Raw genomic sequence first — 13974 nt, forward strand, 5'->3', positions numbered from 1 at the left:
GGCTCAGCGTCCTCCGGTCACGTCGAGCAGGGCCATGGTGGTGTAGCTGGCCTCGGGCGAGAGCAGCCACAGGACGGCACCGGCAATTTCTTCGGCGGTGCCGCTGCGCTTCATCGGTACGCCTGGGCCCATCTCGGCGGCGCGGCCAGGCTGGCCGCCGGAGGCGTGGATGTCGGTGTCGATCACGCCGGGGCGCACCGCGTTCACGCGGATGCCTTCGTCGGCCACTTCCTTGGCCAGGCCGATGGTGAAGGTGTCGATGGCCGCCTTGCTGGCCGCGTAGTCGACGTACTGGCCGGGCGAGCCGATGCGCGCGGCGCCGCTGGAGATGTTGACGATGGCGCCGCCTTCGCCGCCGTGCTTCGTGCTCATGCGCTTCACCGCCTCGCGCGCGCAGACGAAGCTGCCGATCACGTTGATGCGGAACATGCGCTCCAGGCGCGCCACGCTCATTTCGTCGACGCGCGCCTGCACGTCGACCACGCCGGCGTTGTTCACGAGCGCCGTGAGGCGCCCGAGCTTGGCGTCGACCTTCGCGAACATCGCGAGCACCTGGGCTTCGTCGCCCACGTCGGCCTGCACCGCCATGGCGGTGCCGCCGCCCGCGCGGATGGTCCGCACCACCTCGTCGGCGGCCAGCGAGTTGCTGGCGTAGTTCACGGCCACGGCATAGCCGCGCTTCGCGGCGAGCAAGGCCGTGGCGGCACCAATGCCGCGCCCACCGCCGGTGATCAAGAGCACCTGGTCCAAATCCCACCTCCTGCAGAGAAACTGTGCGTCAGTTAAAACCGACGGCCTGGATTACATCACCGAGGGCTGGCGCATGAGCACGAGCATGAGCACCGCGCCGCGCCGCCCCAAGCCAGCTCGCACCGCAGTGCGAAGCACGGAGGTTACTGAATGCACAAGACCATCGACTATTACTTTGCGCCACAGAGCCCGTGGACCTATCTGGGGCATACCCGCTTTGCCGCCATCGCCGCGGCCGCCGGCGCCACCGTGCGCGTGCGGCCCATCGACATGGGCAGCGTGTTCCCGGTGTCGGGCGGGCTGCCGCTGGGCAAGCGCGCACCGCAGCGCCAGGCCTACCGGCTGCTCGAACTGGCGCGCTTCTCCAAGCACCTGGGCCTGCCGCTGAACCCGAAGCCGAAGTTCTTTCCGGTGGCCGGCGACGATGCGGCGCGGCTGATCATCGCGGTCGACCTGCACGACGGCACCGAGGCCGCGATGCGCATCAGCGCGGCGGTGTTCGCGGCCGTGTGGGTGCAGGAGCGGAACATCGGCGACCCGAACCTGCTCGAAGCCCTGGTCGCGGAATGCGGCCTGCCGGCCAAGCGCGCCGAGCAATCGCAGAGCCAGGCGGTGCAGGAGCGTTACGAGGCTTACACGCAGGAAGCGATCGACATCCAGGTGTTCGGCGCGCCGAGCTACGTGATCGACGGCGAGATCTTCTGGGGCCAGGACCGGCTCGATTTCGTCGAGCGGGCGCTGCGCGCGTAACGGCGCGCGCAAGCCGACCTGCTTTTTCTTTTTTCATTCCATCGTTTCAGGAGAACCCCATGGGCCAATTCATCGACCTCACCGCCAAGGATGGCTTCACCTTTCCCGCCTACGTGGCCGAGCCCGCGGGCACGCCGCGCGGCGCCGTGGTGGTGGTGCCGGAAATCTTCGGCGTGAACTCGCACATCCGCTCGGTGGCCGACGGCTACGCGGCCGACGGCTACCTGGCCGTGGCGCCGTCGACCTTCCACCGCGTCAAGCCCGGCGTCGAGCTGGGCTACAGCGACGACGACATGAAGACCGGCTTCGGCTACAAGACCGCGGTCGAGGCGCTGCCCGCGCCCGGCGTGCTGCAGGACCTGGAAGCCGCGATCGCCTACGCCTCGAAGGCGGGCAAGGTCGGCATCGTCGGCTACTGCTGGGGCGGCCTGCTGGTCTGGCGCGCCGCGGCCCTGCTGCCGGGCCTGGCCGCTGCCGCACCTTATTACGGTGGCGGCATGACGACGCCGGAAGAAAGCGCACGCCAGCCGAAGGTGCCGGTGCTCGCGCAGTTCGGCAACCGCGACCACTGGATTCCGCTGGACACCATCGAGGCCTTCAAGAAGGCGCACCCCGAGGTGGACGTGCATGTCTACGAAGCCGACCACGGCTTCAACTGCGACCAGCGCGGCTCGTACAACGCCGAGGCGGCGAAGCCGGCGCGTGAACGCGTGCTGGCCTTCTTTGCCAAGCACGTCGGCTGATCCGGCACGTCTCAAGAAGAAAGCCCGGCAGTGCCGGGCTTTTTCATTTCTATTTCTTGGCGCCGACCCGGGTCTGCAGGAAGTCGAGCAGCGCGCGCAGCGCCGCGCTGTTGTGGCGCCGCTGCAGGTAGGCGGCCGACAGCCACATGTCCTTGCGCGCATAGCCTTCGAGCACCGGCACCAGCTCGCCGCTGTCGATGTGCGACTGCACCAGCAGCGAGGGCAGGTAGATCACGCCGAAGCCGCGCATCGCGACGCGGATCAGCGGTGCGCCTTCGGTGCAGTCCATGCGGCTCTTGACCTGCACGTCCAGGGGCTGGCCGTTGTCATCGAAGCGCCACGCGGGCTGCGTGCCCAGCAGCGAATGGGTCAGCGCCTCGTGGTGGGCGAGCTCCTGCGGGTGCGCGGGCTTGCCGTGCTTCTTCCAGTAGACCGGCGAGGCGCAGACCACCATGTGGATGAGCCGCAGCTTGCGCACGATGAGGTTGGCGTCTTCCACCGGGCCGCTGCGGATGTCGACGTCGATGCCTTCCTCGGCGAGGTCGACGGTGCGGTTGGTCAGCTGCAGGCTGATGCTCACGTCGGGGTAGTGGCGCATGAAGTCGGCCAGCAGGTCGGGGAATTCGCCGTTGCCCATGCCGTGCGGGGCCGAGATGCGCAGCCGGCCGCCGGGCTGGCTGGCGCGTTCCTGCAGTTCGGCCTGGGTGAGCTCGACCATCTCGAGCATCGGCGTGCTGCGTTCGAGCAGCAGCTGGCCGGCGTCGGTGAGGCTGACGGAACGCGTGGAACGGTTGAGCAGGCGCACGCCGAAGCGGGTCTCGAGTTCGGCGACGTACTTGCTGACCGTGGCCTTCGACATGTCGAGCCGCTTGGCGGCCTGGGAGAAGCTGCCGTGCGAGGCGACTTCCCGGAAGGTTTTGATCAGATCGAGACTGTCCATGTCAGTGAAGCCCGTTGTTTTTCGCGAGGGAGCGCGGTGTGCCGATTCTCGGGGGTTTTGCCGGATAGGACCGGCGCGGGGTTCTGGTGTAAGCCGGAAGCAGTCAGGCGGCGCGTGTCCGGGTTTTTTGCGTGCACGACTTTGTTGACTGATTGTTTCGCTACAGGAAACACCGTGTCTCTGAACCGAGTGTTTTCCCGAGGGAATTCCGGCTGACACTCGCCGCACAGGCGAGCCAACGTGCAAGCCTGGTGGACATCCCATCTAGCCGAACACAAGGAACAGACATGAAGACCTCGCACATTTTCGCAGCCGCCGCCCTGACCCTCCTGGCCGCCACCGGCGCCCAAGCCGAGACGTACCAAGGCGTGACCCAAGTGATCTCGTCCAAGAGCCGCGACGAAGTCAACGCCGAAGCCCAGCGCACCGCCGCAGCCCCGAACCAGAACGTCGTGCGTGGTTCGCGCGGCGCGGAAACCGTGGCCGTGTCGAAGGACCGTTCGATCGTCGAAGCCGAAGCCATCCGCACCGCCTACGCTCCCGACCAGAACGTGACCTCGGGTTCGCGCGTCAACAGCAAGGTCATCTCGACCATGGTGAACCCGATGGACGCACGCGTTCAAGCCCAGCAAGGTTCGGGCGCCGTCGCCAAGTAATTGGCCGCGAAGCCAGTCGCCTTCCGGGGCGGTCAGAGCTGACAAAAGAAAGCCACGCATCTGCGTGGCTTTTTTCATGGGCGCTCGGGAGCGGGGAGGGCGTTCAGCGCGTGCGGGCGAGGTAGCGCTTGCGCCAGAAGATCAGGACCAGCAGCACCGCGATGACCAGCATGGCCGACATCGCGATCCAGAAGCCGTCCGCCTTGTGCACCAGCGGGATGAACTCGAAGTTCATGCCGAAGATGCCCGCGATGAGGTTGAGCGGCAGGAAGATGGCGGTGAGCACGGTCAGCACCCGCATGATGTCGTTGGCCCGGTGGCCCTGGACGCTGAAGTGCATCTGCACGGCGGTCTCGGCGTTCTGCTCGAGCCGGTGCACGTGGTGCACCACGCGCTGGATGTGCTCCAGCACGTCGCGGCTGCGCACCATGATCAGGTCGCGCTCGCGCTGCGCGGTCTCGCCCTGCGGCACGGGCAGGGTTTCGAGCGAATCGATCCAGTCCTGCATGGCGGCGCGCTGGTCTTCGCAGATCTCGTCCAGGCGGTGCAGCGACTGGCGCGCTTCCATCAGCGCGCTCCAGTTGGTGAAGCGGCTGCGCGGGTCGATGAGCTCGGTCTGCCAGTGGTCGAGCTGCTTCGTGAGCTCGCGCCGCATGTCGAGGTAGCCGTCGACGATCAGGTTGACGATGCGCAGCATCAGGTCGGCGGGGCTGGCCGGCAGGCGGGCCGAGGTGGCGCGCACGTCGAGCGCCGGCGTGCCGCGGTCGTCGGACGAGGCGGCCGCCAGCAGCCGGGCGGCGAAGGCGTCGCGCACCGTGCCGTCTTCGGGGTGCACCGACAGCAGCACGCGGTCGAACACCGCGAAGCCGACGGGGCGGGTGTCGATGCGGCGCAGCACCGGCGGGCCGCCGCGCGAGGGGCGTTGCGGCAGCGAAGGCTCCCCGCTGTTGCCGGTTTCAGCGCCGTTGCCTGTGGCTAGGCGGCGGAACACCAGCACGTCGTACAGCGAGGTGTAGTCGTAGTGCGAGGGCAGCTGGTCGTTGAGCAGGTCGGCCACGTGCAGGTCGACCAGCTGGGTCTGGCACAGCGTCTGCAGGATCTGCTGCACCTCGGGCTGGGCCGCGCGGAATTCGTCGCGCGTCAGCGAAATCCAGAGGTAGCTGGCGGCGGCGCAGGCGCCCGGCACGGCCAGCGGCGCCAGCGAGGCGTGCTCGCTGACCTGCGAGCGGCTGATTTCGAAGATGCGCATGGACACTCGCCCCCGGTGGTTCTTCTTCCACGCCAGAAGTGCCGTGGAGGTGCAGCAGGCATGCCGCAGTAGCTATTATTTTTGTAGCAACCGGGCGGCGTCAAGCGCGAAGTAGGTCAGCACGCCGTCGGCGCCGGCGCGCTTGAAAGCCAGCAGGCTTTCGAGCACCACGGCGTCGTGGTCGAGCCAGCCGTTCTGGGCGGCGGCCTTCAGCATGGCGTACTCGCCGCTCACCTGGTAGGCGAAGGTCGGCACGCGGAACTCGTCCTTCACGCGGCGCACGATGTCCAGGTAGGGCATGCCGGGCTTCACCATGACCATGTCGGCGCCTTCGGCGATGTCGATGGCGACCTCGCGCAGGGCTTCGTCGCTGTTGCCGGGGTCCATCTGGTAGACCTTCTTGTTGCTCTTGCCGAGCGTCGCGGACGAGCCGACGGCGTCGCGGAAGGGGCCGTAGAAGGCGCTGGCGTACTTGGCGCTGTAGGCCATGATGCGTGTGTGGATGTCGCCGCGGGCTTCGAGCGCGGTGCGGATCGCGCCGATGCGGCCGTCCATCATGTCGCTCGGCGCCACAATATCGACGCCAGCTTGCGATTGTGTGAGTGCCTGCTTCACCAGCACTTCAACGGTGGCGTCGTTGAGGATGTAGCCGGTGTCGTCGAGCAGGCCGTCCTGGCCGTGGCTGGTGTAGGGGTCGAGCGCCACGTCGGTCATCACGCCCAGTTCGGGGAAGCGCGCCTTGAGCGCGGCCACCACGCGGGGAATCAGCCCGTCGGGGTTGAAGGCCTCGTCGCCCGCAGGCGTCTTGAGGCTGGCGTCGATCACCGGGAACAGCGCCATCACCGGGATGCCGGCCTGCACGCACTGCTCGGCCACGGGCAGCAGCAAATCGAGGCTCAGGCGGTCCACGCCGGGCATCGAGGGCACGGCGTCGCGGCGCTTCTCGCCTTCCTGCACGAACACCGGGTAGATCAGGTCGTTCGTCGTCAGCGCATGCTCGCGCACCAGGTTGCGGGTGAAGGCATCGCGGCGCAGCCGTCGCGGGCGGCCGGCGGGGAACATCGCGAGCGGGGAAAATGGTGACGTCATATATCTAAAATTGTGCCTGAAGCGCGAAATCGCAGCCCAGCGCTGCTGGAGGCAAGTTGTCTGACAACTACGGAAATTAATAGAACTTAAGTTCTAGATTTTTGTTGTAAAAGTCAAAGAAACTGCCTCAATCGCTTGAAACCTTGTTTCGTCTTTGTTAAATTCTGAAGCGGGCGGCTTGCCGCTCCCCGCTTTTCCTCCCTGAGCGGGTGCCTTGATGTGTGACAGCAAAAGGGCTTCCCAGCCCGACGTGAAGACGTCGGGCTTTTTTTTGCCCGAAACCTTGGCAAAGGGCCCGAAAAGGGGTCAGTGTGCAGCCACCACTAAACTGCCGCCATGCTCTGGGTCAAATCTCTTCACATTGTTTTCATTGCCAGCTGGTTTGCCGGGCTGTTCTATCTGCCGCGCATCTTCGTCAACCTGGCGATGGTGCCCCCCGAGTCGGTCGCGGAGCGTGAGCGCCTGCTCCTGATGGCGCGCAAGCTGCTGCGGTTCACGACCTTCCTGGCCGTGCCGGCGCTGGTGTTCGGCGCCTGGCTCTGGCTGGGCTACGGCATCGGGCGCGGCCCCGGCAACGGCTGGATGCACGCCAAGCTGGCCCTGGTGCTGGTGGCCATCGGCTACCACCATGGCTGCGGCGTGCTGCTGCGCCGTTTTGCGGCGGGCGGCAACCGCCGCAGCGACCGCTGGTACCGCTGGTTCAACGAGTTGCCCGTGCTGCTACTGCTGGGCATCGTGATCCTGGTGGTGGTGAAGCCCTTCTGAGCCCGTGTCGACGGTAGACATGCCGCACAAGTCTGCCGCGCTCCCCCTGGCGCTGGCCTATGCGGCGCTGATCGTCTATGCCAGCCTGTACCCCTTCGCCGACTGGCGTGACCAGGGGATCGCGCCCTGGGCCTACCTGTCGGCGCCCTGGCCCAAGTACTGGACGGGGTTCGATTTCGGGGTGAACGTGGCGGGCTACGTGCCCTTCGGTTTCCTGTGCGCGCTGAGCGTGCTGCGCACGGGCAGCAGTCACAGTGTGTGGCGTGCGTTGCTGCGCGCCACGGTGGCGGGCGCGGCGATCGCCTTTGCCATGGAGACGCTGCAGAGTTATTTGCCGGCGCGCATTCCTTCCAATGTCGACCTGGGGCTGAACACCGCCGGCACGGTGCTCGGCGCGGTGCTGGCCGCGGCGCTGGAGCGGCTCGGTGCGATCGCCCACTGGAGCCGCGTGCGCTCGCAATGGTTCGTCGAGGACGCGCGCGGCGGTCTCGTGCTGCTCGCGCTCTGGCCCTTTGCCCTGTTGTTCCCTGCCGCCGTCACCTTCGGCCTCGGTCAGGTCTTCGAACGGCTGGAGACGACGATTTCCGAGTGGCTGCTCGACACGCCCTTCATCGACTGGCTGCCGGTGCGCCAGTTCGAGCTGGAGCCGCTGGTGCCGGCCGTGGAGCTGCTGTGCGTGATGCTCGGCGCGCTGGTGCCGTGCCTGCTGGGCTATCTCGTGGCGCGCAATGTGGTGCAGCGTGCGGTGCTGCTGCCGCTCATCCTGCTCGCGGGCGTCGCGGCTTCGGCCCTGTCGGCGGCCATGAGCTACGGCCCGGAGCACGCGTGGGCCTGGCTCGATCTGCCGGTGCAGGTCGGGCTGGCCGCGGCGGTGTTCGCGGGCGTGCTGCTGCTCTTTGCGCCGCGCCGGCTGTGCGGCGCACTGCTGCTCATGGGGCTCGTGCTCCAGCTGAGCCTGCTGAACCAGGCGCCCGAGAGCGCCTACTTTGCACAGACCCTGGCCACCTGGGAGCAGGGCCGTTTCATCCGCTTCCACGGCCTGGCCCAGTGGCTGGGCTGGGGCTGGCCCTTCGCGGTGCTGGTGTACGTGGTGGCCGCGCTGTCGCGGCGCCGCCCTCGGCCTGAGCACGCGCGCTCATAAAATCGGTCGATGCCCAGCACCACTCCCGCCGCGCCGTCCGGCTACTACGGCCGCCACATCTTCTTCTGCCTGAATGAACGCAAGAATGGCGAAGACTCCTGCGCCCTGCACAACGCGCAGGAAGGCTTTGACCGCTGCAAGGCCAAGGTGAAGGAGCAGGGGCTCGCCGGGCCCGGCAAGGTGCGCGTCAACAAGGCCGGCTGCCTCGACCGCTGCGCGGGCGGGCCTGTTGCGGTGGTCTACCCGGAGGCTGTCTGGTACACCTTCGTGGACGCGGAAGACATCGACGAGATCGTCGAGTCCCATCTGAAGAATGGCCAGGTCGTCGAGCGGCTGGTGTTGCCGCCCGACGTCGGCCGCTGAACTTTCCCGCGGACCCCGTGCTCGTACCGTGCACGTTGCCGGCATCGCCGGCCCAGCCAACCCCAGCGCCATGAACTCCCAGACCGAAAAAATCAGCCTCCAGGGCGCCGCGGGCGTGATCGAGGTGCAGCGCGATCTGCCGTCCGGCGACGCGCGCGGCATCGCGGTAATCGCCCATCCGCACCCGCTGTTCGGCGGCACGATGGACAACAAGGTCGTGCAGACCCTGGCACGCGCCTTCGTGTCCTGCGGCTGGACGGCCGTGCGCTTCAACTTCCGCGGCGTGGGTGCCAGCGAAGGCGCCCACGACGAAGGGCGCGGCGAGCTCGAGGACATGCTGCATGTCGTCGGCCAGCTCGCGCCCGAAGGCCAATTGGCCATTGCCGGCTTTTCCTTCGGTGCGTTCGTGGCCAGCTGCGCGGCCGAGAAGCTCTGGGCCGCACGCGACGTGCGGCAGCTGGTGCTGGTCGGCACGGCCGCCTCGCGCTTCTCGGTGGCCACGCTGCCGGCCGAGGCGCACGAGCGCGCGCTGGTGGTCCATGGCGAAGCCGACGACACCGTGCCTCTCACCGCCGTGATGGACTGGGCGCGTCCCCAGTCACTCCCTGTCACGGTTATTCCCGGGGGCGGCCATTTCTTTCACGGACAATTGCCGCTGCTCAAAAGCCTGGTCGCCCGCCATCTGCGCGCGGGCACCGAATGAAAGCCTTTCAGGCTTGTTTTCGCCTCTTCCCACACTCTCCATGAATCGTTTTTTCACTGCGCTTCGCGCACTGGTGCTGACCGCTGCTGCCTCGGTTGGCGTGATCGCCGCCGCCCAGATGCCGGCTCCGCCTGAAATCGCCGCGCGCAGCTACCTGCTGCTGGACGTGACCGCGAACCAGATCCTGGCGCAGAAGGACATCGACAGCCCCGTCGAGCCGGCCTCGCTCACCAAGCTGATGACCGCGTACGTCGCGTTCGATGCGCTGCGCGCCAAGAAGATCACGCTGACCCAGACCCTGCCGGTGAGCCCGCGCGCCTGGAAGATGCCCGGTTCGCGCATGTTCATCGACCCCAAGATGCAGGTGCCGGTGGAAGACCTGATCAAGGGCGTGATCGTGCAGTCGGGCAACGACGCCACGGTGGCGCTGGCCGAAGGCGTGGGCGGCACGGTGGAGCACTTCGTCGAGATGATGAACGCCCAGGCCAAGGTGCTGGGCATGAAGAACACCACCTACAAGAACCCCGAAGGCCTCACGGCACCCGGCCACACGACCACGGCGCGCGATCTGAGCATCCTGGCCACGCGCCTGGTGCGCGACTTTCCCGAGGAAGCCAAGTACTACGCCATCAAGAAGTACCGCTACCCGGGCACCCCGTCGACCAACGACACCAACCGCAACCTGCTGCTGTTCCGCGACCCGACGGTCGACGGCCTGAAGACCGGCCACACCGACGCCGCCGGCTACTGCATGATCGCCACCGCCAAGCGCGACTTCCCGAACCTGACCGGCGGCCGCCGCCTGCTGTCGATCGTGCTGGGGGCCAGCAGCGAGGCCGTGCGTGCCAACGAGTCGCAGAAGCTGCTGAACTGGGGTTACACGGCCTACGACGCCGTGCGCCTGTTCGACGCCGGCCAGCCGGCTGCCACGCCCGCCGTCTGGAAGGGCAAGGCCAACGTGCTGAAGCTGGGCCGCCCCGAGGCCATCGTGGTCGCCGTGCCGACCGGTTCCGCCAGCAAGATCAAGACGCAGGTGTCGCGCCCCGATCCGCTGGTCGCGCCGTTCACCAAGTACCAGGCCGTCGGCTCGCTCAAGGTCACGCTGGACGACCAGCCCCTGGCGGACGTGCCGCTGGTCGCCCTGGAGCCGGTCGAGCAGGCCGGCGTCTTCGGCCGCGCCTGGGACGCCGTGCGTCTCTGGATCAAGTAAGAGACAGGAAAAAGAGGGCTGAAACGGGTGGTGGCGGGCGCTCCAGGCGCCTGACATTGCCATTTCAGACCTGCCTGCTATACTCGTGGGCTTTTCGGAATTTTCCGAAGGGTTTCACGTTTTCGTTATTCCCGGCTTCCTTGAGTCACGACCAAGGGCGGTTTCACCACCAAGGCTGGGTTGTTTTGGGACTAATTCATTCATGCCAACCATCAATCAACTGGTGCGTCAGGGTCGAACGGTCGAAAAGATCAATTCGAAGAGCCCTGCCATGCAGAACTCGCCGCAACGTCGCGGTGTCTGCACCCGCGTCTACACCACGACGCCCAAGAAGCCCAACTCGGCGCTTCGTAAAGTTGCCAAGGTCCGTCTGACCAATGGCTTCGAAGTCATCTCCTACATCGGCGGCGAAGGCCACAACCTGCAAGAACACAGCGTCGTGCTGGTTCGCGGCGGTCGTGTCAAGGACTTGCCCGGTGTGCGTTACCACATCGTGCGCGGTTCGCTGGACCTGCAAGGCGTGAAAGACCGCAAGCAGTCGCGTTCCAAGTACGGCGCGAAGCGTCCCAAGAAGGCTTAAGCCTTCCTGTCAGAAAACAAAGCGGTGTTCGATGGCCTTGGCGGGCTTGTCGAACGAAGTGACCCAATGTCGGGTCGAGTAAGTGAGAGTCCTGACTGGCTCTCGCGGTATCGGAAACGATGCCAACTGAAGCAAAGAGGTTAGAAAAATGCCACGTCGTCGCGAAGTCCCCAAACGTGAAATCCTGCCGGATCCCAAGTACGGCAATGTCGAGCTGTCCAAATTCATGAACGTGATCATGGAAGGCGGCAAGAAGGCTGTTGCCGAGCGCATCATCTACGGTGCCCTCGACTTCATCGAGAAGAAGAACCCGGACAAGGACCCCCTCGAAGCGTTCACCGTTGCCATCAACAACGTGAAGCCGATGGTCGAAGTGAAGTCGCGCCGCGTTGGTGGTGCGAACTACCAGGTGCCGGTCGAAGTCCGCCCTGTCCGTCGCCTCGCCCTGTCGATGCGCTGGATCAAGGAAGCTGCCCGCAAGCGCGGTGAGAAGTCGATGGCCCTGCGTCTGGCCAACGAACTGATGGAAGCCACGGAAGGCCGTGGCGGTGCCATGAAGAAGCGCGACGAAGTGCACCGCATGGCAGAAGCCAACCGCGCCTTCAGCCACTTCCGCTTCTAAAAAACACACGTCTCTTGAGCGTTGGGGGTTGAGTACCGGGCGAAATCGCCCGTGCTCGACGCCCAGCGCTCAACGCATTTAAACCCGAAAGTACATCATGTCCCGCAAGACCCCCATCGAGCGCTACCGCAACATCGGTATCTCCGCGCACATCGACGCCGGCAAGACCACCACCACCGAACGTATCCTGTTCTACACGGGCGTGACCCACAAGCTCGGCGAAGTGCACGATGGCGCGGCAACGACCGACTGGATGGAGCAGGAACAAGAGCGCGGCATCACGATCACCTCGGCTGCCGTGACCTGCTTCTGGAAGGGCATGGACCACTCGCTGCCCGAGCACCGCATCAACATCATCGACACCCCCGGCCACGTGGACTTCACCATTGAAGTCGAGCGCTCGATGCGCGTGCTGGACGGCGCCGTCATGGTGTACGACTCGGTCGGCGGCGTGCAGCCCCAATCGGAAACCGTCTGGCGTCAGGCCAACAAGTACAAGGTGCCGCGTCTGGCGTTCGTCAACAAGATGGACCGCATCGGCGCCAACTTCTTCCGCGTTCGCCAGATGATGGTCGACCGCCTGAAGGCCAACCCCGTGCCGATCGTGATTCCGATCGGTGCCGAAGACAAGTTCCAGGGCGTGGTCGACCTGCGTCTGATGAAGGCGATCTTCTGGGACGAAGCCTCGCAAGGCATGAAGTTCGAAACGCGCGAAATCCCCGCCGAGCTGGTCGAGCTGGCCAAGGAATGGCGCGAGAAGATGGTCGAAAGCGCGGCCGAAGCTTCGGAAGAGCTGATGAACAAGTACCTTGAAGAAGGTGACCTGACGCTCGAAGAAATCACCCACGGTCTGCGCACGCGCACGATCGCCGGCGAAATCCAGCCGATGCTGTGCGGCAGCGCGTTCAAGAACAAGGGCGTGCAGCGCATGCTCGACGCCGTGATCGAACTGATGCCTTCGCCGCTGGACATTCCCCCGGTGCACGGCACGGACGACGACGAACAGGACGTGACCCGCAAGGCCGACGACGGCGAGAAGTTCTCGGCGCTGGCATTCAAGCTCATGACCGACCCGTACGTCGGCCAGCTGACCTTCGTGCGCGTGTACTCGGGCGTTCTGAGCAAGGGCGACACCGTCTACAACCCGGTCAAGGGCAAGAAAGAACGTATCGGCCGTATCGTGCAGATGCACGCCAACGAACGTCTCGAAATCGAAGAAATCCGTGCCGGCGACATCGCCGCCTGCGTGGGCCTGAAGGACGTCACCACGGGCGAAACCCTGTGCGACCCGAACGCCATGATCACGCTGGAGCGCATGGAATTCCCCGAGCCCGTGATCTCGCAGGCCGTCGAGCCCAAGACCAAGGCCGACCAGGAAAAGATGGGCATCGCCCTGCAGCGCCTGGCTTCGGAAGATCCGTCGTTCCGCGTGCGCACCGACGAAGAATCCGGCCAGACCATCATCTCCGGCATGGGCGAACTGCACCTCGAAATCATCGTGGACCGCATGAAGCGCGAATTCGGCGTGGAAGCCAACGTGGGCAAGCCGCAAGTGGCTTACCGCGAAACGATCCGCAAGACCGTCGAAGAAGCCGAAGGCAAGTTCGTTCGCCAGTCGGGTGGTAAGGGCCAGTACGGTCACGTCATCCTGAAGATCGAGCCGCAGGAAGCCGGCAAGGGCTTCGAGTTCGTCGACGCCATCAAGGGCGGTGTGGTTCCTCGCGAATACATCCCCGCAGTGGAAAAGGGCGTTGTGGAAGCACTGACGCAAGGCGTGCTGGCGGGCTACCCCGTCGTCGACGTCAAGGTCACGCTGCACTTCGGTTCGTACCACGACGTGGACTCGAACGAAATGGCGTTCAAGATGGCCGCGATCTTCGGCTTCAAGGAAGGCGCCCGCAAGGCCAGCCCGGTCATCCTCGAGCCGATGATGGCCGTGGAAGTCGAAACGCCTGAAGACTACGCCGGCAACGTGATGGGCGACCTGTCCAGCCGTCGCGGCATGGTGCAGGGCATGGACGACATGATCGGTGGCGGCAAGCTCATCAAGGCTGAAGTCCCACTGTCGGAAATGTTCGGCTACTCGACGACGCTGCGCTCGGCCACGCAAGGCCGCGCCACGTACACGATGGAGTTCAAGCACTACGCTGAAGCTCCCCGTAACGTCGCTGAAGCCATCGTGGCCGCTCGCTCGAAGTAAGTTTCAAGAATGTAGGGCCGCGCAGTGCGCGGCCCTTCTTGTCTGCGATCCGGTGCCGCCCTGTTCCCGTGCGGGGCGAACCAGCAATCGGATGCAGACATAAAACCAACACACGGGACATGCTCTTTCAAGGATTGAAAAATGGCAAAAGGTAAATTCACCCGCACCAAGCCGCACGTGAACGTGGGCACGATCGGTCACGTTGACCACGGC

At 65.5% G+C, this 13974-nt stretch carries 15 protein-coding genes and 1 pseudogene; 12 read left to right on the plus strand and 4 right to left on the minus strand.

Annotation, left to right across the window (positions count from 1 at the left end):
* Positions 1 to 3: 3 nt before the first annotated feature.
* Entirely contained in the window at positions 4 to 750 is a 747-nt protein-coding gene (locus tag AC07Y4_RS26600) for an SDR family oxidoreductase (RefSeq protein WP_307588291.1), read from the minus strand.
* Positions 751 to 900: 150 nt separating this feature from the next.
* On the opposite strand from AC07Y4_RS26600, the gene AC07Y4_RS26605 reads away from it, so the two are divergent.
* Positions 901 to 1500 carry a 2-hydroxychromene-2-carboxylate isomerase gene (locus AC07Y4_RS26605; protein ID WP_139700430.1) on the plus strand — a complete coding sequence of 200 codons (600 nt, stop codon included), beginning with the start codon at positions 901 to 903 and terminating at the stop codon, positions 1498 to 1500.
* Positions 1501 to 1559: 59 nt separating this feature from the next.
* A complete protein-coding gene (locus AC07Y4_RS26610; RefSeq protein WP_159274734.1) occupies positions 1560 to 2243 on the plus strand; it encodes a dienelactone hydrolase family protein in 684 nt (227 codons plus the stop codon).
* A gap of 49 nt (positions 2244 to 2292) precedes the next feature.
* Here AC07Y4_RS26610 and AC07Y4_RS26615 read toward each other — a convergent pair whose 3' ends face one another.
* Positions 2293 to 3183: a LysR family transcriptional regulator gene (locus AC07Y4_RS26615; RefSeq protein WP_070061881.1), complete on the minus strand. Its 891-nt coding sequence runs from the start codon at positions 3181 to 3183 to the stop codon at positions 2293 to 2295.
* A 287-nt stretch (positions 3184 to 3470) separates the two neighbouring features.
* Between AC07Y4_RS26615 and AC07Y4_RS26620 the strand changes: the two genes are divergently transcribed.
* Positions 3471 to 3839 (plus strand): hypothetical protein, encoded by a 369-nt coding sequence (locus AC07Y4_RS26620; RefSeq protein ID WP_062478764.1) that lies wholly within the window; start codon positions 3471 to 3473, stop codon positions 3837 to 3839.
* Between the two features lie 103 nt (positions 3840 to 3942).
* Here AC07Y4_RS26620 and AC07Y4_RS26625 read toward each other — a convergent pair whose 3' ends face one another.
* Positions 3943 to 5088, minus strand: a complete 1146-nt coding sequence (locus AC07Y4_RS26625; protein WP_487847420.1) for a magnesium transporter CorA family protein — start codon at positions 5086 to 5088, stop codon at positions 3943 to 3945.
* 75 nt (positions 5089 to 5163) lie between these two features.
* Positions 5164 to 6177 carry a porphobilinogen synthase gene (gene hemB, locus AC07Y4_RS26630; RefSeq protein WP_235944285.1) on the minus strand — a complete coding sequence of 338 codons (1014 nt, stop codon included), beginning with the start codon at positions 6175 to 6177 and terminating at the stop codon, positions 5164 to 5166.
* A gap of 336 nt (positions 6178 to 6513) precedes the next feature.
* Between hemB and AC07Y4_RS26635 the strand changes: the two genes are divergently transcribed.
* The 9 genes and pseudogenes from AC07Y4_RS26635 to AC07Y4_RS26675 form a co-directional block, all read left to right on the plus strand.
* Positions 6514 to 6942, plus strand: coding sequence for a CopD family protein (locus tag AC07Y4_RS26635; RefSeq protein ID WP_062478845.1), 429 nt, complete (start codon positions 6514 to 6516; stop codon positions 6940 to 6942).
* 19 nt (positions 6943 to 6961) lie between these two features.
* On the plus strand, positions 6962 to 8083 hold the full coding sequence (locus AC07Y4_RS26640) for a VanZ family protein (protein WP_159274731.1): 1122 nt from the start codon (positions 6962 to 6964) through the stop codon (positions 8081 to 8083).
* Between the two features lie 9 nt (positions 8084 to 8092).
* Positions 8093 to 8446, plus strand: coding sequence for a (2Fe-2S) ferredoxin domain-containing protein (locus AC07Y4_RS26645; protein WP_095950244.1), 354 nt, complete (start codon positions 8093 to 8095; stop codon positions 8444 to 8446).
* Between the two features lie 70 nt (positions 8447 to 8516).
* On the plus strand, positions 8517 to 9149 hold the full coding sequence (locus AC07Y4_RS26650; protein WP_487847419.1) for an alpha/beta hydrolase: 633 nt from the start codon (positions 8517 to 8519) through the stop codon (positions 9147 to 9149).
* Positions 9150 to 9189: 40 nt separating this feature from the next.
* Complete coding sequence (locus tag AC07Y4_RS26655; RefSeq protein WP_070061890.1) at positions 9190 to 10359, plus strand: D-alanyl-D-alanine carboxypeptidase family protein; 1170 nt, start codon at positions 9190 to 9192, stop codon at positions 10357 to 10359.
* A gap of 202 nt (positions 10360 to 10561) precedes the next feature.
* Positions 10562 to 10939 (plus strand): 30S ribosomal protein S12, encoded by a 378-nt coding sequence (gene rpsL, locus AC07Y4_RS26660; protein WP_013543948.1) that lies wholly within the window; start codon positions 10562 to 10564, stop codon positions 10937 to 10939.
* A gap of 148 nt (positions 10940 to 11087) precedes the next feature.
* Positions 11088 to 11561: a 30S ribosomal protein S7 gene (gene rpsG / locus AC07Y4_RS26665; protein WP_007829591.1), complete on the plus strand. Its 474-nt coding sequence runs from the start codon at positions 11088 to 11090 to the stop codon at positions 11559 to 11561.
* A 97-nt stretch (positions 11562 to 11658) separates the two neighbouring features.
* Positions 11659 to 13761, plus strand: a complete 2103-nt coding sequence (gene fusA / locus AC07Y4_RS26670) for an elongation factor G (protein ID WP_062478855.1) — start codon at positions 11659 to 11661, stop codon at positions 13759 to 13761.
* Positions 13762 to 13902: 141 nt separating this feature from the next.
* Positions 13903 to 13974 (plus strand): annotated as a pseudogene (locus AC07Y4_RS26675) (GTP-binding protein); the annotation flags it as partial.

This window comes from Variovorax sp. GW460-12-1-14-LB1 (genome assembly GCF_059423605.1).

Bases quoted from the DNA above. Each gene is read 5' to 3' on its own strand.
- AC07Y4_RS26605 (WP_139700430.1), top strand. From the start codon at position 901: ATGCACAAGACCATCGACTATTACTTTGCGCCACAGAGCCCGTGGACC.
- AC07Y4_RS26610 (WP_159274734.1), top strand. From the start codon at position 1,560: ATGGGCCAATTCATCGACCTCACCGCCAAGGATGGCTTCACCTTTCCC.
- AC07Y4_RS26615 (WP_070061881.1), bottom strand. From the start codon at position 3,183: ATGGACAGTCTCGATCTGATCAAAACCTTCCGGGAAGTCGCCTCGCAC.
- AC07Y4_RS26620 (WP_062478764.1), top strand. From the start codon at position 3,471: ATGAAGACCTCGCACATTTTCGCAGCCGCCGCCCTGACCCTCCTGGCC.
- AC07Y4_RS26625 (WP_487847420.1), bottom strand. From the start codon at position 5,088: ATGCGCATCTTCGAAATCAGCCGCTCGCAGGTCAGCGAGCACGCCTCG.
- hemB (WP_235944285.1), bottom strand. From the start codon at position 6,177: ATGACGTCACCATTTTCCCCGCTCGCGATGTTCCCCGCCGGCCGCCCG.
- AC07Y4_RS26635 (WP_062478845.1), top strand. From the start codon at position 6,514: ATGCTCTGGGTCAAATCTCTTCACATTGTTTTCATTGCCAGCTGGTTT.
- AC07Y4_RS26640 (WP_159274731.1), top strand. From the start codon at position 6,962: ATGCCGCACAAGTCTGCCGCGCTCCCCCTGGCGCTGGCCTATGCGGCG.
- AC07Y4_RS26645 (WP_095950244.1), top strand. From the start codon at position 8,093: ATGCCCAGCACCACTCCCGCCGCGCCGTCCGGCTACTACGGCCGCCAC.
- AC07Y4_RS26650 (WP_487847419.1), top strand. From the start codon at position 8,517: ATGAACTCCCAGACCGAAAAAATCAGCCTCCAGGGCGCCGCGGGCGTG.
- AC07Y4_RS26655 (WP_070061890.1), top strand. From the start codon at position 9,190: ATGAATCGTTTTTTCACTGCGCTTCGCGCACTGGTGCTGACCGCTGCT.
- rpsL (WP_013543948.1), top strand. From the start codon at position 10,562: ATGCCAACCATCAATCAACTGGTGCGTCAGGGTCGAACGGTCGAAAAG.
- rpsG (WP_007829591.1), top strand. From the start codon at position 11,088: ATGCCACGTCGTCGCGAAGTCCCCAAACGTGAAATCCTGCCGGATCCC.
- fusA (WP_062478855.1), top strand. From the start codon at position 11,659: ATGTCCCGCAAGACCCCCATCGAGCGCTACCGCAACATCGGTATCTCC.